The organism is Bacillus sp. JH7, assembly GCF_001563515.1.
Classification (GTDB): domain Bacteria; phylum Bacillota; class Bacilli; order Bacillales; family Bacillaceae_G; genus Bacillus_A; species Bacillus_A cereus.
In genome coordinates, this window is record NZ_LPUS01000011.1 from 421,747 (window position 1) to 446,883 (window position 25,137).

Sequence of the window (25,137 nt, forward strand, 5' to 3'; positions counted from 1 at the left end):
TTCAAATGAAAATGATTATCAATAGCGATTCAATTGAATAAAAGTTACTTTCTAATTCAATCTATGGATGTCATCATTTTCGAAATAAATCACACTATAAGGAGTATACATATGAAAAAATCTATGCTTTTAAAATTAGTGAGTATTCTAGCAATTTTTACTTTAATGTTAGTGGCTTGCTCAGATTCAAGTAAAGAAACTTCGAAGGCTAATAATAAAGATAATGGTAGTGATAAGCCAAAAACGGTTGAAATCACTGATGCTCATGGAACTGTTAAAGTACCTGTAAACCCAAAGAATGTAGTTGCTTTGGATAACAGAACTTTTGAAACTTTATCTGATTGGGGAATTAAATTAGCGGCTGCTCCAAAGGATATCATGCCTGCTGATTCAGCATATAAAAAGGATGAAAAAGTTCAAAATATTGGGAATCACCGTGAACCAAATCTAGAAATTATTGCAGCGGCAAACCCTGATCTTGTAATCGTTGGTCAAAGATTTGCTGATCATTATGAAGAAATCAAAAAATTAGTGCCAAATGCAGCTGTTATTGATCTTAATTTTGATGTTTCTGAGAAGGCTACTAAGCCTGGAGAAAACTTAGTAAAAGGACTTAAAGATTCTACAACTACTTTAGGTAAAATCTTTGCTAAAGATAAAGAAGCTAAACAATTAGTAGCTGATTTCGATAAATCTATTGAAAAGGCAAAATCTGCTTATAACGGAAAAGATAAAGTTATGAGTGTTATCGTTACTGGTGGAAATATTGGCTTTGCTGCGCCGCACTCTGGTCGCGTTTGGGGACCTATGTATGACATTTTCGGTTGGACTCCAGCATTAGAAGTTTCGAATTCTACTGCAGGTCATAAAGGTGATGACGTTTCTGTTGAAGCTATTGCACAAACAAATCCTGATTGGCTTTTCGTATTAGATCGTGATGCTGCAACATCTGATGCAGCTAAGTCAACACCTGCTAAGGATGTTATTTCTAAATCACCTGCTCTTCAAAACACAACTGCTGTTTCTAAAAAACAAGTTATTTATGCACCAGAAGATACTTACACAAATGAATCAATTCAAACTTATATAGAGTTATTTGGAAATATGGCAAAAACTTTAGCTAAGTAGTGTAAAGGGGTACGAAACAGTGTCAAAAAATATGATTTCTAGGGTTGAGAATATTTCTCAACCCCAGTTTTATAATCAAAATAAAATATGGACAAAACCTTTTATAATAGCAGTTATAGTTGTTATAATTTTAGGGATTATATCACTGTTTACTGGAGTTTATGATATACGTGGACAAGAGGACGGAATGGAGATGTTTTTCATCACTCGTGTTCCAAGAACGTTTGCATTAATGCTTACTGGAGCTGCGATGGCGATGGCAGGGCTCGTCATGCAACTTATTACACAGAATCGCTTTGTTGAACCTACTACAACGGGGACTATTGAATGGTCAGGCTTAGGCCTGCTTTTTGTGTATTTATTATTTCCTGCCCCGACTTTAGTTCAAAGAATGACTGGTGCAATCATTTTTTCTTTTATAGGAACTATGATTTTCTTTCTATTTTTAAGAAGAGTTAAGCTTCGTTCGTCTTTAATTGTTCCGATTATTGGATTGATGCTTGGAGCAGTAATTTCTGCAGTGTCTACTTTTTTAGGACTCCTTTTTCAAAAGACGCAAAGTATTGAAACTTGGTTTGTAGGTTCATTTGCTAACATTCAGGTGGGAAGATATGAATATTTATGGCTGATTGTTATCATTACTTTTCTTATTTTTATGTATGCTAATAGATTGACTTTAGCTGGACTAGGAGAAGATGTCGCAACAAGTCTTGGAGTTAATTACAATAGAATTGTTCTTTTTGGGACTGCTCTTATCTCGGTTGCAGTTGGAATTGTTGCAGCTGTTATTGGACACTTACCTTTCTTAGGATTAATTGTGCCAAATATCGTTTCAATGTTTAGAGGTGATGATCTTAGGAGTAATTTACCTTGGGTTTGTGTGATCGGAATGGGATCAATAACTGCCTGTGACATCATTTCTCGAACAATTATACAGCCTTTTGAATTACCTGTTTCTTTAATACTTGCAACAGTGGGAGCAGTCGTGTTTATTACTATTTTATTGAGAAAAAGAAAACCAAGGAGGCTACGATGATCACATTAGAATATAGAAAAAAAGAAAATGTCGAGATCGATTCTAGCCTTCATAATGAAAGTAGATCAGCTAGCGCTTTTCGGTCTAAGAAGGAAGCAAGACGTTATTGGATTTTACTGATAACATTGATTGCTTTAGGTCTTCTTTCTTCATATGGACTTTTAGTTTATAACAATCCAGTTCCGATAGATTCACCTTCTTTTATCCCAGTCGTTAAGAGAAGGATAGTAGCTATTGTTGCAATGATTATTGCTGCGGTTTGCCATAGCTTGTCGACAGTTGCTTTCCAATCTATTACGAATAATAAAATTATTACTCCTTCACTTTTAGGTTTCGAATCACTTTATTCAGCAATTCAAACGAGTACAGTATTCTTCTTTGGTGCTAGTGCGTTAATAAATTTTAATGGAATTGGATCATTTTTATTCCAAGTTGTTGTTATGGTCTTCATGAGTTTAATACTTTATGGATGGTTACTTTCCGGTAAATACGGGAATTTACAACTTATGCTTTTAGTTGGAATTATTATTGGTACCGGGCTAAATTCTGTGTCAACTTTCATGAGAAAACTACTTGCGCCTTCAGAATTTGATATTTTACAAGCAAGATTATTTGGTTCTGTTAATCATGCAGATCCTGCATATTTTCCTATTGTAATTCCTATGATCATAATTGTAGCGGTATTAATTTTTGCTCATTCTAAGAATTTGAATGTTTTGTCACTAGGAAAAGATGTTGCTACTTCTTTTGGAGTTAAATATCAACCTAGTGTAATTTATACGCTTGTATTAGTAGCTATTTTGATGTCTATTTCAACAGCTCTAATTGGGCCACTTACTTTCTACGGCTTTTTAGTAGCAACTTTGAGTTATCAGGCAGCGGCAACTTATGATCATAGATATATTTTTCCGATGGCTTTTGCTATAGGATTTTTAATAATGACGAGCGCATACTTTTTAATGTATCATGTATTCCATGCTCAAGGTGTAGTTTCAGTTATTATTGAATTATTTGGTGGAATTATATTCTTAACTATAGTTTTAAGGAAGAGGGCTTTATGATAAAAATTGATAATGTTAAAAAGTTCTATACTGATAAGGTAAAAATAGGACCTTTGGATATTGAAATACCAAAAGCAGGCTTTACTTCTTTAATTGGACCAAATGGCGCTGGAAAGTCCACGACACTTTTGATGATTGGCAGACTTTTAGATATGGATGAAGGCCAAATTCAGGTAGCAAATATGGATGTTTCTGAATCCAAATCAAAAGACTTAGCAAAAGTTTTGACTATATTGCGACAAGAAAATCATTTTGTAACTAGACTTACAGTTAGACAATTAGTTGGATTTGGGCGCTTTCCTTATTCAAAGGGAAGATTGACTAAAGAAGATGAGGTTATCATTTCTAAATATATCGATTTCTTAGATTTAACTAGTTTAGAGAATAGATATTTAGATGAGCTTTCTGGTGGTCAAAGACAAAGGGCATATGTAGCGATGGTATTGTGCCAAGAGACGGAATATGTACTTTTGGACGAACCTTTGAATAACCTTGATGTTGCTCGTTCTGTTCAAATGATGGAGCATTTAAGACGTGCAGCTAATGAATTTGGACGAACAATTTTGACTGTTATGCATGACATAAATTTTGCAGCTAAATACTCGGATAAAATTTGTGCTATGAAAGATGGACAAATTGCTGCTTTTGGAACAGTAGAAGAGGTTATGGACTCAACACTTTTGACAGATATTTTTGAAACAAAAATAGAGATTATTAATGGTCCTTATGGGCCGATCGCTGTTTATTAGTTATAAAATGTGAAAAAATACTGTAGCTTGCGTAGATTATGCAAGCTACTCTAGGTGAAGTTGCTGTCTGTATTTTATAGGCAGCGGCTTTTTTATGTGACTACTCATAAAATGCAAAAGAATGCTTCACCTTTTCAAATATGTACTAAACGAAAAAAATATCCCTGTATAACTTTTTAAAAGAATTCAGCTTGTTTTTTGATATGTAATATTGCATATCAGAGTGTATTGATAAAAGTGTAAGGGGTCACTATAATGAGGGCATAAAGATAAATCACATTTTCGTAGCAATAAAAAGGAGGAAATAATATGGAAATCGCAATGGCAGTTTTAAAATTTGTAGGTGGCGTAATCCCGTTAATTCAAGAACTTTTAAAAGCATTTATGTAAGTTTATTAGTTAGCTATCATTTATCAATCATTATCATATTTTACTAAAAAAAGAACGGGGTGATTTTTCTGAATATTAAGAAAAACACTAAAAGAAGAAAGTTCCTTGCATGTTTATTAGTTAGTCTATGCACTATTAATTATTCATCTATTTCCTTCGCAGAAACACAAGCAAGTAATGTAACTGATGTAACCAAAAATGCTAGTGGCATTAATACTGGTATAGCAAATCTTAAATATAATAATCAAGAGGTTTTAGCTGTAAATGGTGATAAAGTAGAAAGTTTTGTTCCGAAAGAAAGTATCAATTCAAATGGTAAATTTGTAGTAGTGGAACGTGAAAAAAAATCACTTACAACGTCACCAGTCGATATTTCAATTATTGATTCTGTAGTGAATCGCACGTATCCAGGAGCTGTACAACTTGCAAATAAAGCTTTTGCAGACAATCAACCAAGTTTATTAGTGGCTAAGAGAAAGCCTTTGAATATTAGTATAGACTTACCGGGCATGAGAAAAGAAAATACAATCACTGTCCAAAATCCGACATATGGTAATGTAGCTGGAGCAGTAGACGATTTAGTATCTACTTGGAATGAAAAGTATTCTACAACACATACGTTACCTGCAAGAATGCAGTATACGGAATCTATGGTTTATAGTAAATCACAAATAGCAAGTGCTCTTAATGTTAACGCTAAATATCTTGATAACAGTCTAAACATTGATTTTAATGCGGTTGCAAATGGAGAGAAAAAAGTGATGGTAGCGGCGTATAAGCAAATATTTTATACGGTAAGTGCTGAACTACCTAACAATCCATCCGACCTTTTTGATAATAGCGTTACTTTTGACGAGTTAACTCGAAAAGGCGTAAGTAATTCGGCTCCACCTGTTATGGTTTCAAATGTAGCTTATGGTAGAACGATTTATGTAAAATTAGAAACAACATCTAAGAGCAAAGATGTACAAGCTGCTTTTAAAGCCTTACTTAAGAATAACAGCGTTGAAACAAGTGGACAGTATAAAGATATTTTTGAAGAAAGTACCTTTACTGCTGTAGTATTAGGCGGAGATGCGAAAGAGCATAACAAGGTTGTTACTAAAGATTTCAATGAAATCCGAAATATCATTAAAGATAATGCTGAATTAAGTCTTAAAAATCCAGCATACCCAATTTCATATACAAGCACTTTCTTAAAAGATAATGCAACTGCTGCTGTTCATAACAATACAGATTATATTGAGACGACAACTACAGAATATTCAAGTGCTAAAATGACACTTGATCATTACGGTGCTTACGTTGCTCAATTTGATGTATCTTGGGATGAATTCACATTTGACCAAAAGGGTAACGAAGTACTAACACATAAAACGTGGGATGGTAGCGGAAAAGACAAAACGGCTCATTACTCTACAGTTATCCCTCTTCCACCGAACTCAAAAAATATAAAAATTGTAGCAAGAGAATGTACAGGTCTTGCATGGGAATGGTGGAGAACAATTATTAATGAACAAAATGTTCCATTAACAAATGAAATAAAAGTTTCAATTGGAGGAACAACATTATACCCAACAGCTAGTATTAGTCATTAAGTATAAAACAAGCGTCCTATAAGTAGGGCGCTTTTTACTTGGTCACAAATTTTATTTTGTATCGGTATGTTTTTAAGTTTTGTAAATCATCAACTATAAGGTGGGAATATTGTGCAGACGAAAAGCTACATGTTTTTCGTCTTTTCGTTCTCTTGCTTAATAAGAAAGATCCTGTAACTCAGTACAGGATCTTTAATCAAACGTTTTTAAAAGCTAAATTGTGGTTTCATATCACCTTTATAAGGTTCATGTTCAACAAATATAGTTATATCCTTACCAGCTTGGTCTTTACCAGTTCTCTTATACGTAAATTTATTCTTATTTAGTTCAGTAAGTTCAAGAGCAGCACCGTATTTGTTATTTCCAATTGAAACATGGGCTCTTATTTTATTTTCGTGTACAACATCGAAGTAGCCATAATCACCGCGGCTTTGACCTGTTTCGCTATTGAAAAACTCATATTTATTAGATTTGTCATCAAATTTTGCTAGACTTATAAAATTCGAATTAAACTGTGTTACATCGTTACCAGCTTCGTCTAATACCTTTGTTCCGTGCCAAAGGGTACCGCCCAAAATTTTATCTCCATCAACGTTTTTAACAATATCTCCTGTAGTCGTGTTCAGCTGCTTGTCCGGATCAGTGAAAGAAAGTTCTTTTTCTTTATATGGAACATGTTCAACGAAAACTTCTACATCTTTACCGTTAGCGTCTTTCCCTATTCGTTTATAAGTAAATACATTTTTATTTAGTTTTGTCATGTCAACGACAGCTTGATACTTCATTGATTCTGAAATTAATATTCTCTTTTTCCCATCATTTGTGATAAAGAAAGTTCCTTTATCGCCACGACTTGCACCTGTTTTAGCATCAAAAAATTCATATCTGCCGGACTTCGCATCATATTTTGCAAGACCGATGAAGTTTGCATTCTCTTTTGTTAAGTCATTCTTATCTTTGTCATACACTCGTGTACCTTGCCAATTTGTCTCGCTAAGAATATTAGCCATTTTTTGCCCTTTAGTTAATTTATTTTCCTTGTTTGTTTCTTTAGCAACTTGTTCTTGCTTTTGTTTCCCATGATTTTCTTCAGCTTTAGTACCAGCACACCCTGTTAATGCTAATGTGAATCCGAGCAGTATGGATGATAGTGTTTTTGTTTTTTTGTTCATGTTTTATCGTCTCCTTATTTTATGATTTTAGGTAGTACGGTTAGCGATTATAGTAGCAGTGCGTCATATATAAACTTAATTGCTACGTTTCTTATGTTAATCCCCGACTATAAACTGCCTCTAAATAAAACATTAAAAAAAGATAAACTAATTCCTAAAATTTGTTCATACTTATAAAAAGGTTTTTTACATGGGGTGAATGTAAGTCTCTCATTTTGAAACTGGCGTAATCACATTGGGGTATACACATTATGCTTACAGTGCGATTTTAGATGTGGTGTTATACTGTGTATAAGATTTTATGTGCGTATGTTGTGTCGGTTTTTGTCGGTAAGTCGATATATTTCGAAAATCGCTGATATATTTGGAGTTGCGCCGATATATTTCGAAAATCGCCGATATATTTGGAGTTGCGCTGATATATTTGAAAAATCGCTGATATATTTTGGAGGGGGATAAAAATGATTGTGAAAGAGCGGAAACTGCCCGTATATTTGCTGCAATTAGAAGCTTTACTTAGAAGATTGCCTGCTCATCATCCAAAAAGGAATGTGGTGGTTGAAAGTCTAGCGAAATTTATGGCCGGCTATAAAGGAGAGCAGGCGATTGAGTATCCACTTAGTTTTTTACCCGAAGCAGAATACCATATTTTACATGATATTAGGTTATTTGATCAAAAACATTATTTCCAAATTGATACTCTCATAGTTTCATCTTATTTTCTTCTTTTTCTTGAAATAAAAAATATTATTGGTACATTAATTTTTGATGCAAATTTCAATCAGCTTATTCGAATAGCAGATGGTACTACGGAAGAAGGATTCCCAGATCCGCTTTTACAACTGAAACGGCAAGAGATGCAACTGAGAAAATGGCTGAATCTACATGATTTACATAATATTCCGATTGAATTCCTCGTTGTAATTAGTTCCCCTCGCACAATTATTAAAACTTCAGATGAAATACTGTCTAGTAAAATTATCCACAGTGCAAATTTACCTAATAGAATAAAACAGATTAAAAATCAATATAAAGAAAAAGTGATTGATAATATAAATGGACTTATAGGCCAGATTATGAATGAGCACATTCCGCAACGTCAAAATGTTCTTGCGCAATATAAAATTAAAAAAGAGGAGTTGCTAAAGGGTGTACAGTGTGAGGAATGTTTTACAATGGCAATGTTAAAAGAAAAGCAGGGATGGCGTTGTTCAAACTGCAATAGTATGTCTAAACATGCTCATTTACGTGCTGTACAAGATTACACACTTCTGTTTAGTATAATAACTACTAATAGCGAATTGAGGGAATTTCTTAATATGGAATCTAGTTCTGCGGTTAAAAGACTCCTCCAAACAATGAATATCCCCTTCACTGGCAACAACAAAGGACGAATATATGATTTAACTTCTTTCCAATCGTAATTTTGCTATAATAAATAAGTACTTATACGAAGGGGAGTCTAAAGAGAAAATGAAGTCATTTAATATCGATCATGTTATAGCTAGTGTTTTGCAATGGATATTAAATATAGCCTTAATTATATTATCCATTGTGTTATCAATTTTCTTAGTGAATGAGACAATTACGTTCGTGCAGTATATTTTTTCGGCAAAAGAGTATACGTCTTATAAATTGGTTGAAAGTATCATCGTCTATTTCTTATACTTCGAGTTCATTGCATTAATTATTAAGTATTTTAAATCGAATTATCATTTCCCGTTACGTTATTTTATTTATATCGGAATTACGGCCTTAATTCGATTAATTATTGTGTCTCATGAGGAACCGATGGAGACGTTATTATACGCAGGAGCAATTCTTGTTTTAGTTATTGCTTTATACATATCAAATATGAGAGATTTGAGAAAAGAGTAGTAGTGCAGACATAAGTTTGCACTACTTTTTTACATCTTGACCTTCAAGTTGCTTGAAAGTTTACAATGAAATTAGGGCGTTTGAAATCGAAAAAAATTGAGAAATTAAGTGAAGAGGTTTCTTTTACTTGGAGGTTATAGGAATGAATCAGGAATTGAAGTTACGTCCATTAGAACGAGAAGATTTAAAGTTTGTACACGAACTGAATAATAATGCGCATATTATGTCGTATTGGTTTGAAGAGCCGTATGAGGCATTTGTGGAGCTGCAAGACTTATATGATAAACATATACATGATCAAAGCGAACGCCGATTTATCGTTGAGAAAGACAATGAAATGGTTGGATTAGTTGAGTTAGTAGAAATCGATTATATTCACCGTAGAACAGAATTCCAAATCATTATTGATCCGAATTATCAAGGATATGGTTATGCAGTGGATGCGACGCGTTTAGCAATGGATTACGCTTTTTCCGTACTAAATATGCATAAGATTTATTTAGTTGTGGATAAGGAAAATGAAAAGGCAGTACATGTTTATAAAAAAGTTGGGTTTATGGTAGAAGGTGAGCTTATCGATGAGTTTTTCGTTGATGGTAACTATCATAATGCGATAAGAATGTGTATGTTTCAGAAGCAATATTTTGAAAACAAGTAGTTGAAAGATTCGGAAGTAATGTTGACGCGTCGTAAAACCGTATGCTAAAATCCTTTTTAAGTATTAAGGAAGGTGCATAATATGCTTTATATAAAATTTGTAAAACTCATTAGAAAACTTTGCTCCGCACAAATGTATACGGTGAAGCGTTGTACGGAGCTTAATCAAGGGGCATAAATCCCCTATATTCATCGGCTGAATAACTTTTCTAAAAAAGTATAGTTTATCTATGCTTATTTCGTTATGGTTTTTCAGCTGGTGTATAAAATAGATTAAGGGGCCATAGACAATGCTTTGTCTATGGCCCTTTGTGTATATTATTCCGATGAGTCTTTACTATAAATTGGAGTAGTATAGGAAAAACCACGAAGCAGAGGGCTAGTGTCGAATGACGCTATCTCTCTGCTTTTTTTAATTTCAGGAAAAGAGGAATAAAAATGTGTTTACTTAAAGTGGAAAGTTTATCACATAGTTTTATAGATAAAGTATTATACGAAAATGCTTCTTTTGATTTGCATAAAGGGGAGCATATGGGAATTGTTGGACAGAATGGTGCAGGAAAAAGCACATTAATGAAAATATTGGTGGGGGAAATTATTCCTGATAAGGGAGACATAAAGTGGCAACCTAATATTCAAATTGGACATCTTGATCAATACGCAGAAATTGATGAGGGTTATACCATTTCACAATATTTAAAGAGAGCCTTTTATGATTTGTATGAAATGGAAAAGAGAATGAACAAGTTATATGAAGAAAGTGCGATGACTGGAGATGAAAATCAACTATTGAAAGCGGCAGAAATTCAAGGACTGCTCGAGGCTCGTGATTTTTATTCAGTAGATAGTATTACGAATAAGGTGGCAGCCGGTTTAGGTATTGATGTGATTGGGATGAATCGTGTGATTGGTGAATTAAGCGGAGGGCAGCGTGCAAAGGTAATTTTAGCGAAGCTCTTATTAGAAGAGCCTAATATTTTATTGCTAGATGAACCGACGAATTTTCTCGATAAGGAGCATGTGGAGTGGCTTGCTAATTATTTAATGAATTTTGAAGGAGCGTTTATTGTCGTATCACATGATTTTGATTTTCTGGAAAAGGTAACTTCTTGCATATGTGATGTAGAGTTCGGAACAGTTAAGAAGTATTACGGCAAATACTCAGATTTTGTAAGACAAAAGGAGCATTTGCGAAAAGATTATATTCGCCAATATTATGCACAGCAAAAGAAAATTGAAAAAACGGAAGAGTATATTCGTAGAAATATTGCTGGGGTGAATTCAAAAATAGCGCAAGGTCGTAGAAAACAATTACAGCGTATGGAAAGAATTGCGCCACCAAGTTTTACTCATAAACCGTCTATTCATTTTCAGGAACTTCCCATTTCAGTTCAGACAGTTCTTGAAGTAAATAATCTTGAAGTTGGTTACGACTTCGCTCTCTTACCAAAGTTGAATTTTTCAGTAATGGGTGGGCAAAAACTTGTCATTACAGGTTTCAATGGAGTAGGGAAATCTACTTTATTAAAAACAATCGTTGGAAATATTGCTAGTATTTCTGGAGAGTTTCACTTTTCAGAGCAAATAAAGATTGGATATTATGAGCAAGATTTAAATTGGAGCAATGATTCTTTAACGCCGCTTCAAATTATTTCAGAACAGTTTTCTAAACTGAATATGAAGGAAATACGCCATCATTTAGCTGCGTGTGGAGTGAAGGATACGCACGTTTCGCAAGAAATTCGTACGTTAAGTGGTGGTGAACAATCGAAGGTGAAACTGTGTGGATTATTACTATCACCTTGTAACTTCTTAATTTTAGATGAGCCGACAAATCATTTGGATGCAGAAGCGAAGGAAGCTTTGCAAAAGGCGTTAATTAAGTTTAAGGGCAGCATTATACTCGTATCTCACGAAGCAAGTTTTTATCTTGATTGGGCAGATAGCATCTTTCATATAGAGACGGGATTAGTTAAGGGGGTGTGAAACATATGAGTGAAAACAATTGGAAAACGAAAATTATATTATTTTTGACCGCTCAAACTATTTCGTTGTTCGGTTCCTCTCTCGTGCAATACGCGATTATATGGTATATCACCCTTACAACATCATCAGGAGTGATGTTGACTATTTCAACTGTTTGCGGTTTTCTACCACAAATTGCGATATCTTTGTTTGCAGGTGTTTGGATTGATCGTTATGACCGTAAAAAGATGATTATGTTATCGGACGGGATTATAGCGATTGCGACGTTAGTCTTAGCAATTTTATTTTTAACAGGATATAAAAGTATTTGGTTACTTTTTATTGTGTTACTCATTCGTTCAGCTGGAACAGGAGTACAAACGCCAGCTGTGAATGCATTAATTCCGCAAATCGTTCCGAAAGAGTATCTTATGAAAGTAAATGGAATAAATAGCAGTATTACATCTTTAATTATGTTTCTTTCTCCAGCAGCAAGTGCTGCGATTCTTTCTATTGCCAGCATTGAAACAACATTTTTTATTGATGTTATTACAGCTATGATTGGAATTAGTATTATGTTTGTCATTCATGTGGAAGGACATGTGAATGTAGAAAGTAAGCAAAAATCTAATCTACAAGGAATTAAAGAAGGGTTCACTTATTTAAAAGAAAATGTATTTATTAAAAGGCTAATCGTTTTATTGATTATCGTCATGATTTTAATAAGTCCAGCTGCTTTTTTAACACCTTTAATGGTAACTCGTTCTTTCGGGGCCGAAATGTGGAGACTTACTGCTAGTGAGATGACCTTTAGTGCGGGTGCGGCAGCTGGTGGCGTATTGATTGCAGCGTGGGGAGGTTTTCGTAATCGTATGCATACAACAGCGCTAGCTTGTGCATTATATGGACTGCTTATGATTGGACTCGGAATAGCACCGATATTTATTATGTATTTAGTCTTTAATTTTTTAATTGGTATAACAATGCCGTGCTTCAATACACCAGTTACTGTGTTATTGCAGGAGAAAGTAGAACCATCAATGCACGGACGGATGTTTAGCCTTGTACAAATTGCGAATTCATGCGCGCTTCCTTTAGGAATGATAATATTTGGTCCGTTGTCGGATATGTTTAGTGTAGAGATTTTGTTAATTTATGCTGGGATATTCGTGCTATTTTGCGCAATGTATATTGTATTAAGTAAGAGGTTTGAAGTGTAAATATTTATAATTTAGAAGGTTTGCGAAGTGATTTAAGATGCTTTGCAAACCTTTTTGTTGTTTGTTTAGTCAATAATTATTTATTGTTTAACAATAAATAATTATTGACTGTTAATTCTTTTTTGGATAATATGATGGTAAGAATCTAAGGGGAATTACATAAGTAGAGGAGAATGTGAAATGAAAAATAAATACGTAGTAGCTATTTCTTTCATGATTTTAGCGATTATTTCTTTAACGATACATGCTTCAAACAGTAAAGTAGGAGCGGATGGATTCCTTGAAGAACCTTTCTTTTTCCTAGTACCGATAAGTTATATATTGTTCCTTAGTGGTATTGGTATATTGCTATTTGGATTTATTACTTCAAAGCTGAAAAAGGGCAATAGATAGGGACAAAACACTCACTATGAAATAGAAACATACCATATGGAAGAAAAAGAATAAGTGAGATGAATCATGATGAATCATTATTTTTATAATGGTAGACAAGTAGGGGCAGCTATTACGCTGGCTGGGGCACAAGGGACAATTCATGCTGTGAATCAAACTATTCAAATGCAGCAACAAGCATATTTTGCACAAATGATGCAAAGTCAGTATATGCCCTATTCACAACTTCCGATGCAAATTGTACATTACGATGTACATCCAGCTGGTTTATTTTCCATTCCATATGGCGGGACATATTTCTTATGAAAGAAAGCGACTCAATAGAGTCGCTTTTTTTATATTCCGCCTAGCTTCATTCCAAGGAAGGCGAAGAGGATACCAATTATGTAAGTAGCACTTAAATATAAAAGGAAGATGTATAGCTTTTTACGATTGAGAAGCTGAACAGATTCTAATTTAAGCGTAGAAAATGTAGTGAATGCGCCCATAAATCCAGTACCTAATAATAGTTGCCAGCCTGTAGTAACTCCGTTGCCGATTATATATCCAAGTAAAAATGCCCCTGTTATATTAATAAGGAATGTAGCAATTGGAAATTGTGTTTTATTTCTTTTCTTAAACCAATTGCTAATTGCAAATCGTGTAATCGCACCGAAAAATCCTCCTGTTGCGACTAATAAAGCTTCTATCATGAGTAATCACCTTCCGTAAGAGATTTCTTAATTAAGAAATCTCCAAGTGTATAGCCAAGGCCAGACATAATGAGGCCACCAAGTATGCTACATGATACATATAAGAAGGCTATGCTCCACTCAGAATGATTGATTAATTGCACAGTTTCTACACTAAATGTTGAAAAAGTCGTAAAGGAACCGATGAATCCAGTTCCGATGCCTGTGATAACCTCTGAAGGTAAGATGTTTAGCCGAGCGATATAAGTAGTTAGCCACGCTAAGAAAAAGCAACCGATTAAGTTAATGAGTAATGTTGCCAATGGAAATGAATGATGCCAAAATGTGTTGATATTAAGACCTAAATAATAACGAGAAAGAGCTCCTAATATACCAGCAATGCCGACGATAATATAAATCAATTTTCTCACCTCTTTAAATAGCTTGCTCAAAAAAATAGACTCCTACCAGTATCCATACTGGTAGGAGTCATTAGCTAAGCAGCGTTTATGGCGAACTCCATCGCCTATGATTATTACATATAGTGTACTAAATATACCGTTTAATTTCCAGTGAGGAGGAGGGTGTAACTTTTCTTTTTTTGATGTCTGAAGGCTTTTTAAGTAATTAAAATGGGATCGATTACTTATCAACTAAATATAGTGATATACGGTTTTAATTATGATAAAATGTTTCTTATGTGTGTCGTTTTGTTTTATTTGACTGAAAATAAAGAAAAATAAATTTGCGTGAAAAGGAGTCATTTATTTGAAGAAATTTTTAAAAATCGTATTTACATGTGTTTTAGTAGTAGCGGGCATTGTAGGAGGATTTCTAGCTTATATGACACTTACTAAAGAACAGCCTGCTGATGTTATAAGCTTGAAGGTGGAGAATAATAAGGAGCGCGTATTAGCGACTGGGAATGAATTTAAAGTTACAACATTTAATATTGGATATGCTGGGTTAGATAAGGATCAAGATTTCTTTATGGATGGTGGAAAGGGATCTGGTTCAAGTAGTAAAGAGCAAACGGAAACTAATTTAAAGAATATGCTTTCGTTTTTACAAAATGAGAATAGTGATTTTGCGCTATTACAAGAAGTTGATATAAAGTCACTTCGTTCATTTGATGTAAATGGACATGAATTTTTGAAAAAAGGATTACCTGATTATGTTTCGTCATTTGGCAAGAACTACGATACGAAATGGGTTCCAGTGCCAATAACAAATCCAATGGGATATGCGGAGGCTGGATTAAGTACGTTTTCTAAATACACTGTTCAAGAAGCGAAGAGGTTCCAGCTGCCTGGAATGGAGCCTTGGCCAAAGCGTTTGTTTGATTTAGATCGAGCAATTGTGGAATATAAAATTCCTGTTAATAATGGAAAACATGTTAGACTCGTAAATTTACATTTGTCTGCTTATGATGAAGGCGGGAAAATTAGAAAACAGCAAGTAGAGTATTTAAAAGAATATATGAACAAGCATTATGAAAATGGTGATTACGTAATAATGGGTGGAGATTGGAATCAATTGGTTTCGAACGCTCAATTAAGTGATCCGAAGTTCGTGAAAGAGCGTCCTGAGTGGTTAGTAGAGTTACCGAAGGACTTTACAGACGGTGGCTTTAAGTGGGCTGTAGATCCGTCTGTTATGACTGTAAGAGATGATGTAAAGAAATATGTAGAAGGTGAAAATTTCGTCACTATTATTGATGGCTTTATCGTTTCACCGAATGTAGAGATTGTAAATGTACAAGGGAAAGATTTAAAGTTTGAAAATAGCGATCATAACCCAGTAAGTGCGGTATTTAAACTGAAGTAATTGATATGTATAAGTAGAAGGTGGGGCTTCATATGGAGTGGTTAAAGAGGACTTGTTTTTCTAACCTTGAGAAAGAATCACAGAAAAATCATTTATTACTGTTTATAACGATTTGTAGTTTCTTCCTTGGGATAATCGCGATTGGGTATTATGGATATATTTTTACAGAGAGAGCAATAGCATTTTGGATTTGTGGTATTTCTGTCGTTGCATTTGGAACGCTTTTTACTTTTATAAAAAGTATGGAATCAGTGTATAAATATATCATGACATTTATGTTGCTTACAATGTCTTACATTATGGTACAAGCTTTTAATGAAAGCCCGGCTGTATTTCAAATGGTCTATTTTACATTAGCTGTTTCACTTATTTACTTAAGTGAGCGCCTCATTTTAATTCTTGGCGGGATAGCTGTTGTGATCACATTTATCCTTTGTAGCTATTGGCCGGAGCAATTTTTTGCTTATACAGCCTCGTCTGAAGCTGCTAATTTCGCAAGTTTGTTAGCGATTGTAACAATCGCTATGTGGGGCGTCACGAAAATCGGTTCTAATCTGCTCCTTCGTTTAAGTGATGAGAAGCAAGAAGTAATGAGAAAAGCTCAGGAGTTAGAAGAGACGCAAAGACTTATTGAAGAAACAGTTGTGAAACTAGATAGTAATTTCAATCATTTAAGACAAAATATGAACACGTCGATGGAATCGATGAGTGAAATTAATTTTGCCTTTGAAGAGGTGGCAGTTGGTACACAATCACAATCAGAGATGATGTATCGTTCGGTAGAAGTATTGAATGATATGGAGGGAAATATTGAAAAAATCATCTCTCAAGTAAGAACTGCATCGGCTCATGTGGATGAAAGCTTAGAAATTTCAAAAGGTAGTGTACATACTCTAAGAAATTTTGAAACTAACATGAGAAGTTTAAATGATGTTGTTTCACAGTCTGGAATTATATTTAGAGATTTAATGATGCAATCGAAACAAATTAATGAAATTGTAGATGTAATAACGAATATTTCAAGTCAGACGAGTTTGCTAGCTTTAAATGCAAATATTGAAGCTGCGAGGGCAGGCGAGCATGGAAAAGGTTTTGCTATTGTAGCGAGTGAAGTGTTAAAGCTTGCTGAAGAATCAAATCGTTCTGCGGGAAGAATTCAAGGGATTTTGAAGGAGTTTAGTAATCAAGCAAGTAAGGTAGAAGTGCAAGTAGAGAAGTCAGAAAGAGTACAAGAAGAATGTAACGAAATGTTAGCAAGCGTTTTAACAAATGTAACTGATTTAGGGAAGTTTATTGATGCGATTAATGAAGTAATGCGAGAGGTTGTTGTTCAACAAGAAAGTTTCCAAGTTAAAACGACGAATATTGTAAAGGATGTTACGCATGCTTCTAACGTAATTCAGCAAACTTCTACAGCTACAGAAGAAGTGCTAGCGAGTGTGGAAGAAGAAAAACATCGAAATGATACGTCAGTGAAGACGTTACAAACTGTTAGCGAGCAAGTGAAGTTGTTAGAAGATATTTTAGAAAAGTAATATTGCTTAGAAAGAGCACGAGTGATGTGCTCTTTTTTCATTGAAACGAATACTTGATAGGAATTTAATTGCTTTTCTGCGCGTTTTCTGCCAAGCTTAAGGAGATAAAGTGAGACTAGTACATACTGATTATTAGCCCTCACCAATCAAGCTATCCGCAAATAGCGGAATAAAATACTTCAAAGAAAGAATTATATAGGTGACGCATATGATCGAAGTTAAGACTTCTGAACTTAGTGATGGAGAATTTAATAGAGGTGTATTTGCAACTCGTGATATTAAAAAGGGTGAGTTGATACACGCAGCACCAGTTATCTCTTATCCGAATGAACAGCATGAACATATTGAGAAAACGTTACTTGCTGATTACGCATTTGAGTATGGAATCAATCATACGGCAATCCTTTTAGGATATGGTATGTTATTTAATCATTCATATACACCGAATGCAACGTATGACATCGTTTTTGAGAATCATACATTTAACTTCTATGCTTATAAAGATATAAAAGCAGGAGAAGAAATTTTAATCAATTATAATGGTGAAGTTGATAACGATGAGCTGTTATGGTTTGATAAAGAAAAAGAAGAGAACGAAAAGTAATATAAAGAGTATAGAAAGAGCACATTCTGTGGGATGTGCTCTTTTTTATTGATGTAAATAAAGTAAAAAGTACAAAAAAATACCACTTTCTTTTTATATGGTATAGTAAGATACTGAGGGATAGTGTTTTGAAAAAGTCACATATTTTACAAATTGTTGTCTTTCTGATGACATGTCAAGTTTAGTAGTCCATTTGGGTTGCTTTATTATGCAATATATATTTTAATATGATTGGCACCTCTTATAAATTAAGAGGTTTATAGGTGTCTCGAATTGATTTTGGGTACACTGTATCCACCACTTTAGGTTCTTTCATGTACGTGGGGATATTATGGGCCCGTATAACGGGATAAAATGAATATAGAAATAGAGGAATCGTAAAATGAATATGCAAGAGGTTTATAAATATTTAAGTACGGTATTGCCTGAAGGACATGTTAAACAAGATGAAATGTTAAAGAATCATACGCATATTAAAGTTGGCGGAAAAGCAGATGTTTTTGTTGCGCCTACAAATTATGATGAAATTCAAGAAGTTATTAAATATGCGAACGAATATAATATTCCAGTTACGTTTTTAGGAAATGGATCGAATGTCATTATTAAAGATGGTGGAATTCGCGGGATTACAGTAAGTTTAATTCATATTACAGGTGTTACTGTAACAGGAACGACGATTGTAGCACAGTGTGGTGCAGCAATTATTGACGTATCACGTATTGCCTTAGACCATAACTTAACGGGTCTTGAGTTTGCTTGTGGTATTCCAGGTTCAGTTGGCGGAGCATTATATATGAATGCTGGTGCATACGGCGGTGAAATTTCGTTTGTATTAACAGAAGCTGTCGTAATGACAGGTGATGGAGAGCTACGTACTTTGACGAAAGAAGCATTTGAATTTGGATATCGTAAGAGTGTATTTGCGAACAACCATTACATTATTCTTGAAGCGAGATTTGAACTTGAAGAAGGTGTACATGAAGAAATTAAAGCCAAAATGGATGATTTAACGTTTAAACGTGAGTCAAAACAGCCTCTAGAATATCCTTCATGTGGTAGCGTATTTAAGCGTCCACCAAATAACTTTGCTGGTAAGTTAATTCAAGACTCAGGACTACAAGGTAAGCGAATTGGTGGAGTAGAAGTTTCTTTAAAACACGCTGGATTTATGGTGAATGTTGATAACGGAACAGCACAAGATTACATCGATTTAATTCACTTCGTACAAAAGACAGTTGAAGAGAAATTTGGCGTGAAGTTGGAGCGAGAAGTAAGGATTATTGGAGAAGATAAAGAATAACGAAATACGTATGAAGATATGAATTATTTTAAAATAACATTTGGGTATTGTTGACAATTTGTTTTCAATTCAATATAATGGCTAATAATTTAACAAATAACATACGTTGAAAGAGCCCAGTAGCAGTTTGTCACTGTTAACGAGAGAGCTAGGGGTTGCTGGAACCTAGCACAAACAAACTTGCGAATTACACTCTGGAGTATCTTAGGTAATGCTAAGCGGACTAGCAATCGATATTATTGCTAAGAGTGGTATGAGTAGCTATGCTATTTATGCAAACTGGGTGGTAACACGGTGAATAATCGTCCCTATGTCTATCGTAGACATAGGGGCTTTTTTGTTTTTTTAAAATAAAGGGGATGACAAAAGATGAATATTATTGATGAATTAGAATGGCGCGGCGCCGTTAATCAGCAGACTGACGAAGAAGGCTTACGTAAGCTAGTAGAAGAGAAAAAGATTTCACTATATTGCGGAGTTGATCCAACTGGTGATAGTATGCATATCGGACATTTGATTCCGTTTATGATGATGAAGAGATTCCAATTAGCTGGCCATCATCCTGTTATTTTAATTGGCGGGGCAACAGGAACAATTGGTGATCCGAGTGGACGACAATCAGAGCGTCAGCTTCAAACGTTAGAAGTGGTTCAGCATAATGTAGATGCGTTAACAGCACAAATGAAAAAGCTATTTGATTTTGGTGGAAATAGCGAAGTGAAGATGGTAAATAACTATGATTGGACACATGAAATAAATATTATTGAGTTTTTACGTGATTACGGGAAAAACTTTAGCATCAATAGCATGTTAGCGAAGGATATTGTAGCAAGCCGTTTAGATACAGGTATTTCTTTCACAGAATTCACGTACCAAATTTTGCAAGCGATGGATTTCCACCATTTATACACGAAAGAGGATGTTCAGCTGCAAATTGGTGGTAGTGACCAATGGGGAAATATTACGAGTGGTTTAGATTTAATTCGTAAGTTAGAAGGTCATGAGGCGAAAGTATTCGGATTAACGATTCCGTTATTATTAAAATCGGACGGTACGAAGTTTGGTAAATCAGCGGGTGGTGCGGTTTGGCTTGATCCTGAAAAAACGACACCGTTTGAATTTTACCAGTTCTGGGTAAATACAGATGACCGTGACGTAATTAAATACTTGAAATACTTTACGTTCTTAACGAAAGAGCGTATTGATGAATTAGCAACGAAGGTAGAAGCGGAACCTCATAAACGTGAAGCGCAAAAAGTGTTAGCGGAAGAAATGACGAAATTTGTTCATGGAGAAGAGGCGTTCCTGCAAGCTGAGAAAATTACAGCAGCGTTATTTAGCGGAGATATTAAATCGTTAACAGCTGATGAAATTGAACAAGGCTTTAAAGAAATGCCAACATTCCAGTCTTCAAAAGAGACGAAAAACATCGTAGAGTGGCTAGTCGATTTAGGGATTGAACCATCTAGACGACAAGCACGCGAGGACATTAATAATGGTGCGATTTCTATGAATGGTGAGAAAGTAACAGATGTGGGTACAGATGTTACTGTAGAAAATTCATTTGATGGAAGATTTATTATTATTCGTAAAGGGAAGAAGAACTACAGTTTAATTAAATTGGGATAATGAGTAAGGCTGGAAAATATATCGGCGATTTTTCGAATATATCGACCGTAACTCAAATTATATCGGCGATTTTTGAAATATATCAGCGCAAATCCGAATATATCAGCGATTTTCCCAATATATGAATTTACCGACAAAAAGCGACAATAAGAGCTGTTCCGAACGGGACAGCTTTTATTGAAAAAGTCAGTATATTTAGATAAATTTAAAGGGTATATAATTTTTTTGACGAATAAATAAGTTAGAGAAAATTACGGATAAAAAATAGCCCGAACCATGCAGGGCATGATTCGGGCTTATATTCAGCTTAGTAAGCTAAGCTGAATAGACCTTTAATGTGTGATAAGTAACGAACGTTACTTGCTTCTTTCATTAATGATGCTGGTAAGCCTTTAAGTGGAGTATTGCTTGCTCCAATTGTAGCAACCGCATCTTTACGTCCTAGACTAGCAAGTGTTCCAGAGTTTACAGGTGCGAACTCTTCCAATGCTTTGCCTTCTAGTGCTGCGTATAAGTTGTATCCAATTAACTCACCCATTTGCCAAGCGATTTGTGCAGTTGGTGGGTATGGACGTCCGTCTGGAGCGAAGACAACAGCGCTGTCTCCAGCAACGAATACGTCTTTGTGAGAAGTAGATTGTAGGTATGCATCAACTGTTGCACGTCCACGGTTAACTTCAAGACCTGATTCACCGATTAATGGGTTACCTTGTACGCCGCCTGTCCAAACGAATGTGTTAGCAACAAGTTTTTGACCGTCTTTTAAGTCGATTTCATTGCCAGCAACGTTTGTTACAGGAAGACCAGTTAAGAATGTAACACCGCGTGCTTCTAGGCTAGTAGTTGCACGTTCGATTAAGTGGTCTGGTAATACTGGAAGGATTTTTGGACCTGCTTCAACAAGAAGAAGTTTCACTTCTTTTGGATTTACGCCGTGGCTTTTTGCAAGTTTAGGCATAATGTCAGCAAGCTCACCAACTAGCTCAACGCCAGTTAATCCGCCACCACCGATTACGATTGTAGCATCAGCTTCGTTTTTCGTTTTCGCGTATTCACGAATACGGTCTTCAACGTGTTTGTAGATTTTGTTTGCATCAGCAGCCGATTTTAATACCATGCTGTTTTCTTCTAGTCCTGGAATACCGAAGTAAGCAGTTTTACTTCCTAAAGCAACTACAAGTGCATCGTAAGATAAAGTAGTGCCACCAGCTAGTTTGATTTCTTTGCTATCAACTGAGAATGACTCAACTGTTGCGATTTTAAGATCGATGTCTTTCCCTTTGAAAAGCTTTGTAAGTGGCATTGCAACTGCTTGCTCAGACACGTTACCAGCTGCAAGGCGGTGTAGTTCAGTGATGATTTGGTGTGTTGGGTATTGGTTAATCACTGTAACTTGTGCTTCTGATTTGCTGTAATATTTACGTACGTTTAAAGCGGCAAGAAGACCGCCATAACCAGCGCCTAAGATGACAATTTGTTTTGACATAGTATGATATCCCCCGTCTTTACTAATTGTTGTTATAAGTTAAATTATTTATTGTTACGTTCTGCACTAATTTGAAGATATGCGTTCACAAAGCGGAACATTTTTTGTGCTTGTGGATCTTTTAGTAATTTTAACAGACCGAATAGGCCGATAACTTCGTTGCTTTCTTCAGCACGATCTTTCGCTTCGATTGCAGTTGCAGCCATGCTTTTCACTGTATCTTTTACAGGTTCTACAAGCTCTGTAATTGCACCAACAGTGTCGCTTTTTAATACTTCATCAGTAGCAACAGTTTGAGCGAAGTCATAAGACTTAGTTAAAATGTTAACAAGCTCAGTTAATTTTGGAAGCTGTTCTACTAGTGTTGTTAATGATTCTTGTACCTCAGGTTTTAACAACTGATCAAGTACATCAAGTTGTCCTTGGCTAGCAGAAATTTGTACAGTTTCTTGTTCTGGCTTTGTTTGAGTCATAGTTTCTGGCATCTCCAATTCTCCTTTACGATAGCAATACTCTTATTTTTTATAAGTAAGATAGTAAACGTTTACGAAACTTTATACAAAGTTTCACAAAACACAATAAAATGCCTTTAAATTTATGACAGCAAGTAAGCTGCAAACATAAATCTAAAACCATAACGTCTTACCTATTATTTATGAACTGTCCGATACATGGCTTGTCCGCATAATGGAAAAGCTCCGTTACCGGAAAGTGTATATAATATATATCCTATATTATATACTATATACACCTATGTTAACATAAAAATGATTCCTAATTATTTGATATTGAGTGTATAACGTAGTGCTGACAAGGTATGAAAGCGTATAAAATATTTTGTTCCAGTTAGAAATGTATATACATATAAAGAAAAAAAGGAAAAAATGAACAAATTCATGTTCGTTTTTTCCTTTTTCCTATTATTCACCTTCTACAATTAGCATCGATGTGTTACCGCTTTTTTCAAGATGGCATTCGCCCCAAGTACAAAGAGAATCAAGAATGGACTCTAAAGACCAACCGTATTCTGTAAGTGAATATTCTACTTTTGGTGGTACTTGATTGTATACCTTTCTTTGAATAACCCCATCGTCTTCTAATTCACGTAATTGCTGAGTTAACATTTTTTGTGTAATCCCAGGCATTAAACGTTTTAGTTCACTCGTTCTTTTTGTGCCTTTCGTTAGATGACAAAGGATAACAACCTTCCATTTTCCACCGATAACCTCTAAAGTCGCTTCAACGGGAATATTGTATTTCTTCATATAAAAATCTCCTTTGATGAATGTAGATTTAAGTTCTCCAACAAAAGAAGCTAAACAATTAAATGTTACTAAAAAGTGCCTATAGCACTTTAAAGTACGTACTTTTTATCATGTTGAATATGTTCCATAATAGCATACGTAAGAGAGAAATGAGTAGTACGGTACTAAAAAGTGCCTATGTTACTTTTGGGTACCTATCGTACTTTTAAGTGCGTTCTTCAAAAAAAGAGTAAAGCCATTCATAATAGCATATATCAACAGTAAAGTTATTTTTGTAGAAGATAAAAAGGCCTTTTTATCATACTATTATGATTGGATTTCTCGCATTAAGGAGGAGTTCAATTGAATTCATATACAGTATCTTCTTCGGTTATGCAGACGAATCGGAGAAGTATGTTTGCTTTATTAGCACTAGCAATTAGTGCGTTTGGAATTGGTACAACTGAATTTATTAGTGTCGGCTTATTACCATCTATCTCAGAGGATTTACATGTTTCTGTTACAACAGCGGGGTTAACTGTTTCTTTATATGCATTAGGAGTAGCGTTTGGTGCTCCAGTATTAACGTCATTAACAGCTAGTATGTCGCGAAAGACGTTATTAATGTGGATTATGATTATTTTCATTATTGGTAATGGAATTGCGGCGGTAGCAACAAGTTTTACTGTGTTACTTATTGCGAGGGTTGTATCTGCATTTGCGCATGGTGTTTTTATGTCAATTGGATCTACAATTGCGGCTGCGCTTGTACCTGAGAATAAACGTGCAAGTGCAATAGCATTTATGTTTACTGGTTTAACTGTTGCGACTATTACAGGTGTACCAATTGGAACATTTATCGGTCAACAATTTGGCTGGAGGGCCTCGTTTATTGTTATTGTGGCCATTGGAATCGTTGCTTTAATCGCCAATAGTATGCTAATTCCTTCTAATTTAAAAAAAGGTACGTCTGTATCATTTCGCGATCAATTTAAGCTGATTACGAATGGAAGACTGTTACTTGTATTTATTATTACTGCATTAGGATACGGGGGAACGTTCGTAACATTTACGTATTTATCTCCGTTATTACAAGAAGTAACAGGATTTAAAGCAAGTACCGTTACAATTATTTTGTTAGTATACGGAATTGCAATTGCGATTGGGAATATGGTCGGGGGAAAATTATCAAATCATAATCCGATTCGAGCGTTATTTTACATGTTCTTTATTCAAGCGATTGTATTATTTGTTTTAACATTTACAGCGCCATTTAAAGTCGCTGGATTCATCACAATTATTTTCATGGGACTATTCGCATTTATGAATGTTCCAGGGCTACAAGTGTATGTTGTTATATTAGCTGAGAGGTTTGTACCTAGCGCTGTTGATGTAGCATCGGCGATTAACATTGCAGCATTTAACGCAGGAATTGCTCTTGGTGCTTACTTGGGCGGTATTGTAACGAACTCGTTAGGATTAATTCATACGGCTTGGGTAGGTGGAATTATGGTAGTAGGTGCTGTTGTTTTAACTGCGTGGAGTATGACATTAGAAAAAAGAGATCAAGTAAAATAAAAGGAGAGAAAATAAA

Annotated in this window: 24 protein-coding genes, 1 riboswitch and 1 other annotated feature; of the genes, 18 read left to right on the plus strand and 6 right to left on the minus strand. The window is 34.9% G+C overall.

Features of this window, described 5'->3' with window-relative positions; all coding sequences use genetic code 11:
• Positions 1-111: 111 nt before the first annotated feature.
• From AU379_RS19455 to alo, 5 genes are all read left to right on the plus strand, one after another.
• A complete protein-coding gene (locus tag AU379_RS19455) occupies positions 112-1,128 on the plus strand; it encodes a siderophore ABC transporter substrate-binding protein (RefSeq protein ID WP_000749435.1) in 1,017 nt (338 codons plus the stop codon).
• A gap of 19 nt (positions 1,129-1,147) precedes the next feature.
• Positions 1,148-2,164 carry an iron chelate uptake ABC transporter family permease subunit gene (locus AU379_RS19460; protein ID WP_000042071.1) on the plus strand — a complete coding sequence of 339 codons (1,017 nt, stop codon included), beginning with the start codon at positions 1,148-1,150 and terminating at the stop codon, positions 2,162-2,164.
• Positions 2,161-3,225: an iron chelate uptake ABC transporter family permease subunit gene (locus AU379_RS19465; RefSeq protein WP_000631244.1), complete on the plus strand. Its 1,065-nt coding sequence runs from the start codon at positions 2,161-2,163 to the stop codon at positions 3,223-3,225. The genes AU379_RS19460 and AU379_RS19465 overlap by 4 nt, the downstream gene beginning before the upstream one ends.
• Positions 3,222-3,974 (plus strand): ATP-binding cassette domain-containing protein, encoded by a 753-nt coding sequence (locus AU379_RS19470; RefSeq protein WP_000590071.1) that lies wholly within the window; start codon positions 3,222-3,224, stop codon positions 3,972-3,974. Before AU379_RS19465 ends, AU379_RS19470 begins: the two co-directional genes overlap by 4 nt.
• Positions 3,975-4,423: 449 nt before the next feature.
• Positions 4,424-5,962 (plus strand): anthrolysin O/cereolysin O family cholesterol-dependent cytolysin Alo, encoded by a 1,539-nt coding sequence (gene alo, locus AU379_RS19475; protein ID WP_061139645.1) that lies wholly within the window; start codon positions 4,424-4,426, stop codon positions 5,960-5,962.
• A 206-nt stretch (positions 5,963-6,168) separates the two neighbouring features.
• On the opposite strand, the gene AU379_RS19480 is transcribed toward alo, so the two are convergent.
• Positions 6,169-7,134 carry a DUF4822 domain-containing protein gene (locus AU379_RS19480; protein WP_001036741.1) on the minus strand — a complete coding sequence of 322 codons (966 nt, stop codon included), beginning with the start codon at positions 7,132-7,134 and terminating at the stop codon, positions 6,169-6,171.
• 461 nt (positions 7,135-7,595) lie between these two features.
• Here AU379_RS19480 and AU379_RS19485 point away from each other — a divergent pair, with 461 nt between their 5' ends.
• The 7 genes from AU379_RS19485 (at position 7,596) to AU379_RS19515 (ending at position 13,553) form a co-directional block, all read left to right on the plus strand.
• Positions 7,596-8,558: a nuclease-related domain-containing protein gene (locus tag AU379_RS19485; RefSeq protein ID WP_061139646.1), complete on the plus strand. Its 963-nt coding sequence runs from the start codon at positions 7,596-7,598 to the stop codon at positions 8,556-8,558.
• Positions 8,559-8,607: 49 nt separating this feature from the next.
• Positions 8,608-9,012: a phosphate-starvation-inducible protein PsiE gene (gene psiE, locus AU379_RS19490; protein WP_000834708.1), complete on the plus strand. Its 405-nt coding sequence runs from the start codon at positions 8,608-8,610 to the stop codon at positions 9,010-9,012.
• 142 nt (positions 9,013-9,154) lie between these two features.
• Positions 9,155-9,670, plus strand: coding sequence for a spermidine N1-acetyltransferase (gene speG / locus AU379_RS19495; RefSeq protein ID WP_001071092.1), 516 nt, complete (start codon positions 9,155-9,157; stop codon positions 9,668-9,670).
• Between the two features lie 437 nt (positions 9,671-10,107).
• Positions 10,108-11,655: an ABC-F family ATP-binding cassette domain-containing protein gene (locus AU379_RS19500; RefSeq protein WP_061139647.1), complete on the plus strand. Its 1,548-nt coding sequence runs from the start codon at positions 10,108-10,110 to the stop codon at positions 11,653-11,655.
• A gap of 5 nt (positions 11,656-11,660) precedes the next feature.
• Positions 11,661-12,854, plus strand: coding sequence for an MFS transporter (locus AU379_RS19505; RefSeq protein ID WP_001293750.1), 1,194 nt, complete (start codon positions 11,661-11,663; stop codon positions 12,852-12,854).
• A gap of 180 nt (positions 12,855-13,034) precedes the next feature.
• Positions 13,035-13,247 carry a DUF3955 domain-containing protein gene (locus AU379_RS19510; RefSeq protein WP_000792610.1) on the plus strand — a complete coding sequence of 71 codons (213 nt, stop codon included), beginning with the start codon at positions 13,035-13,037 and terminating at the stop codon, positions 13,245-13,247.
• A gap of 66 nt (positions 13,248-13,313) precedes the next feature.
• Complete coding sequence (locus tag AU379_RS19515) at positions 13,314-13,553, plus strand: DUF3947 family protein (RefSeq protein ID WP_000980957.1); 240 nt, start codon at positions 13,314-13,316, stop codon at positions 13,551-13,553.
• 29 nt (positions 13,554-13,582) lie between these two features.
• On the opposite strand, the gene crcB (AU379_RS19520) is transcribed toward AU379_RS19515, so the two are convergent.
• Together crcB (AU379_RS19520) and crcB (AU379_RS19525) are read right to left on the minus strand one after the other, a co-directional pair.
• Complete coding sequence (gene crcB / locus AU379_RS19520) at positions 13,583-13,939, minus strand: fluoride efflux transporter CrcB (protein WP_000568585.1); 357 nt, start codon at positions 13,937-13,939, stop codon at positions 13,583-13,585.
• The gene (gene crcB, locus AU379_RS19525) at positions 13,936-14,340 is read right to left on the minus strand and encodes a fluoride efflux transporter CrcB (protein WP_000639312.1); all 405 of its coding nucleotides are present in this window, start codon (positions 14,338-14,340) and stop codon (positions 13,936-13,938) included. The genes crcB (AU379_RS19520) and crcB (AU379_RS19525) overlap by 4 nt, the downstream gene beginning before the upstream one ends.
• A 54-nt stretch (positions 14,341-14,394) precedes the next feature.
• A riboswitch (Fluoride riboswitch) is annotated at positions 14,395-14,454 on the minus strand.
• Between the two features lie 232 nt (positions 14,455-14,686).
• On the opposite strand from crcB (AU379_RS19525), the gene AU379_RS19530 reads away from it, so the two are divergent.
• From AU379_RS19530 to tyrS, 5 genes are all read left to right on the plus strand, one after another.
• Positions 14,687-15,745, plus strand: a complete 1,059-nt coding sequence (locus AU379_RS19530; protein WP_000714052.1) for an endonuclease/exonuclease/phosphatase family protein — start codon at positions 14,687-14,689, stop codon at positions 15,743-15,745.
• A 32-nt stretch (positions 15,746-15,777) separates the two neighbouring features.
• A complete protein-coding gene (locus AU379_RS19535; RefSeq protein WP_000455086.1) occupies positions 15,778-17,280 on the plus strand; it encodes a DUF4077 domain-containing protein in 1,503 nt (500 codons plus the stop codon).
• Positions 17,281-17,488: 208 nt separating this feature from the next.
• Positions 17,489-17,884 (plus strand): SET domain-containing protein, encoded by a 396-nt coding sequence (locus AU379_RS19540; protein ID WP_000573649.1) that lies wholly within the window; start codon positions 17,489-17,491, stop codon positions 17,882-17,884.
• Between the two features lie 382 nt (positions 17,885-18,266).
• Positions 18,267-19,184: a UDP-N-acetylmuramate dehydrogenase gene (gene murB / locus AU379_RS19545; RefSeq protein ID WP_001057102.1), complete on the plus strand. Its 918-nt coding sequence runs from the start codon at positions 18,267-18,269 to the stop codon at positions 19,182-19,184.
• Between the two features lie 97 nt (positions 19,185-19,281).
• Positions 19,282-19,497: a binding site (T-box leader), on the plus strand.
• 56 nt (positions 19,498-19,553) lie between these two features.
• The gene (tyrS, locus tag AU379_RS19550) at positions 19,554-20,813 is read left to right on the plus strand and encodes a tyrosine--tRNA ligase (RefSeq protein WP_001021095.1); all 1,260 of its coding nucleotides are present in this window, start codon (positions 19,554-19,556) and stop codon (positions 20,811-20,813) included.
• A gap of 307 nt (positions 20,814-21,120) precedes the next feature.
• Here the strand turns inward: tyrS and AU379_RS19555 are convergent, their stop codons facing one another.
• The 3 genes from AU379_RS19555 to AU379_RS19565 all read right to left on the minus strand — a co-directional run bounded on the left by AU379_RS19555 (position 21,121) and on the right by AU379_RS19565 (position 23,564).
• Positions 21,121-22,299: an NAD(P)/FAD-dependent oxidoreductase gene (locus AU379_RS19555; RefSeq protein WP_000043203.1), complete on the minus strand. Its 1,179-nt coding sequence runs from the start codon at positions 22,297-22,299 to the stop codon at positions 21,121-21,123.
• Between the two features lie 44 nt (positions 22,300-22,343).
• Positions 22,344-22,784: a DUF1641 domain-containing protein gene (locus AU379_RS19560; RefSeq protein ID WP_001115311.1), complete on the minus strand. Its 441-nt coding sequence runs from the start codon at positions 22,782-22,784 to the stop codon at positions 22,344-22,346.
• A 435-nt stretch (positions 22,785-23,219) separates the two neighbouring features.
• Positions 23,220-23,564, minus strand: coding sequence for a helix-turn-helix domain-containing protein (locus AU379_RS19565; RefSeq protein WP_000760475.1), 345 nt, complete (start codon positions 23,562-23,564; stop codon positions 23,220-23,222).
• 372 nt (positions 23,565-23,936) lie between these two features.
• Between AU379_RS19565 and AU379_RS19570 the strand changes: the two genes are divergently transcribed.
• Positions 23,937-25,121: an MFS transporter gene (locus tag AU379_RS19570; RefSeq protein ID WP_162840098.1), complete on the plus strand. Its 1,185-nt coding sequence runs from the start codon at positions 23,937-23,939 to the stop codon at positions 25,119-25,121.
• Positions 25,122-25,137: the final 16 nt, after the last annotated feature.

Bases quoted from the DNA above. Each gene is read 5' to 3' on its own strand.
- AU379_RS19455 (WP_000749435.1), top strand. From the start codon at position 112: ATGAAAAAATCTATGCTTTTAAAATTAGTGAGTATTCTAGCAATTTTT.
- AU379_RS19465 (WP_000631244.1), top strand. From the start codon at position 2,161: ATGATCACATTAGAATATAGAAAAAAAGAAAATGTCGAGATCGATTCT.
- AU379_RS19470 (WP_000590071.1), top strand. From the start codon at position 3,222: ATGATAAAAATTGATAATGTTAAAAAGTTCTATACTGATAAGGTAAAA.
- AU379_RS19480 (WP_001036741.1), bottom strand. From the start codon at position 7,134: ATGAACAAAAAAACAAAAACACTATCATCCATACTGCTCGGATTCACA.
- AU379_RS19485 (WP_061139646.1), top strand. From the start codon at position 7,596: ATGATTGTGAAAGAGCGGAAACTGCCCGTATATTTGCTGCAATTAGAA.
- psiE (WP_000834708.1), top strand. From the start codon at position 8,608: ATGAAGTCATTTAATATCGATCATGTTATAGCTAGTGTTTTGCAATGG.
- speG (WP_001071092.1), top strand. From the start codon at position 9,155: ATGAATCAGGAATTGAAGTTACGTCCATTAGAACGAGAAGATTTAAAG.
- AU379_RS19500 (WP_061139647.1), top strand. From the start codon at position 10,108: ATGTGTTTACTTAAAGTGGAAAGTTTATCACATAGTTTTATAGATAAA.
- AU379_RS19505 (WP_001293750.1), top strand. From the start codon at position 11,661: ATGAGTGAAAACAATTGGAAAACGAAAATTATATTATTTTTGACCGCT.
- AU379_RS19510 (WP_000792610.1), top strand. From the start codon at position 13,035: ATGAAAAATAAATACGTAGTAGCTATTTCTTTCATGATTTTAGCGATT.
- AU379_RS19515 (WP_000980957.1), top strand. From the start codon at position 13,314: ATGATGAATCATTATTTTTATAATGGTAGACAAGTAGGGGCAGCTATT.
- crcB (WP_000568585.1), bottom strand. From the start codon at position 13,939: ATGATAGAAGCTTTATTAGTCGCAACAGGAGGATTTTTCGGTGCGATT.
- AU379_RS19535 (WP_000455086.1), top strand. From the start codon at position 15,778: ATGGAGTGGTTAAAGAGGACTTGTTTTTCTAACCTTGAGAAAGAATCA.
- AU379_RS19540 (WP_000573649.1), top strand. From the start codon at position 17,489: ATGATCGAAGTTAAGACTTCTGAACTTAGTGATGGAGAATTTAATAGA.
- murB (WP_001057102.1), top strand. From the start codon at position 18,267: ATGAATATGCAAGAGGTTTATAAATATTTAAGTACGGTATTGCCTGAA.
- tyrS (WP_001021095.1), top strand. From the start codon at position 19,554: ATGAATATTATTGATGAATTAGAATGGCGCGGCGCCGTTAATCAGCAG.
- AU379_RS19555 (WP_000043203.1), bottom strand. From the start codon at position 22,299: ATGTCAAAACAAATTGTCATCTTAGGCGCTGGTTATGGCGGTCTTCTT.
- AU379_RS19560 (WP_001115311.1), bottom strand. From the start codon at position 22,784: ATGCCAGAAACTATGACTCAAACAAAGCCAGAACAAGAAACTGTACAA.
- AU379_RS19565 (WP_000760475.1), bottom strand. From the start codon at position 23,564: ATGAAGAAATACAATATTCCCGTTGAAGCGACTTTAGAGGTTATCGGT.
- AU379_RS19570 (WP_162840098.1), top strand. From the start codon at position 23,937: ATGCAGACGAATCGGAGAAGTATGTTTGCTTTATTAGCACTAGCAATT.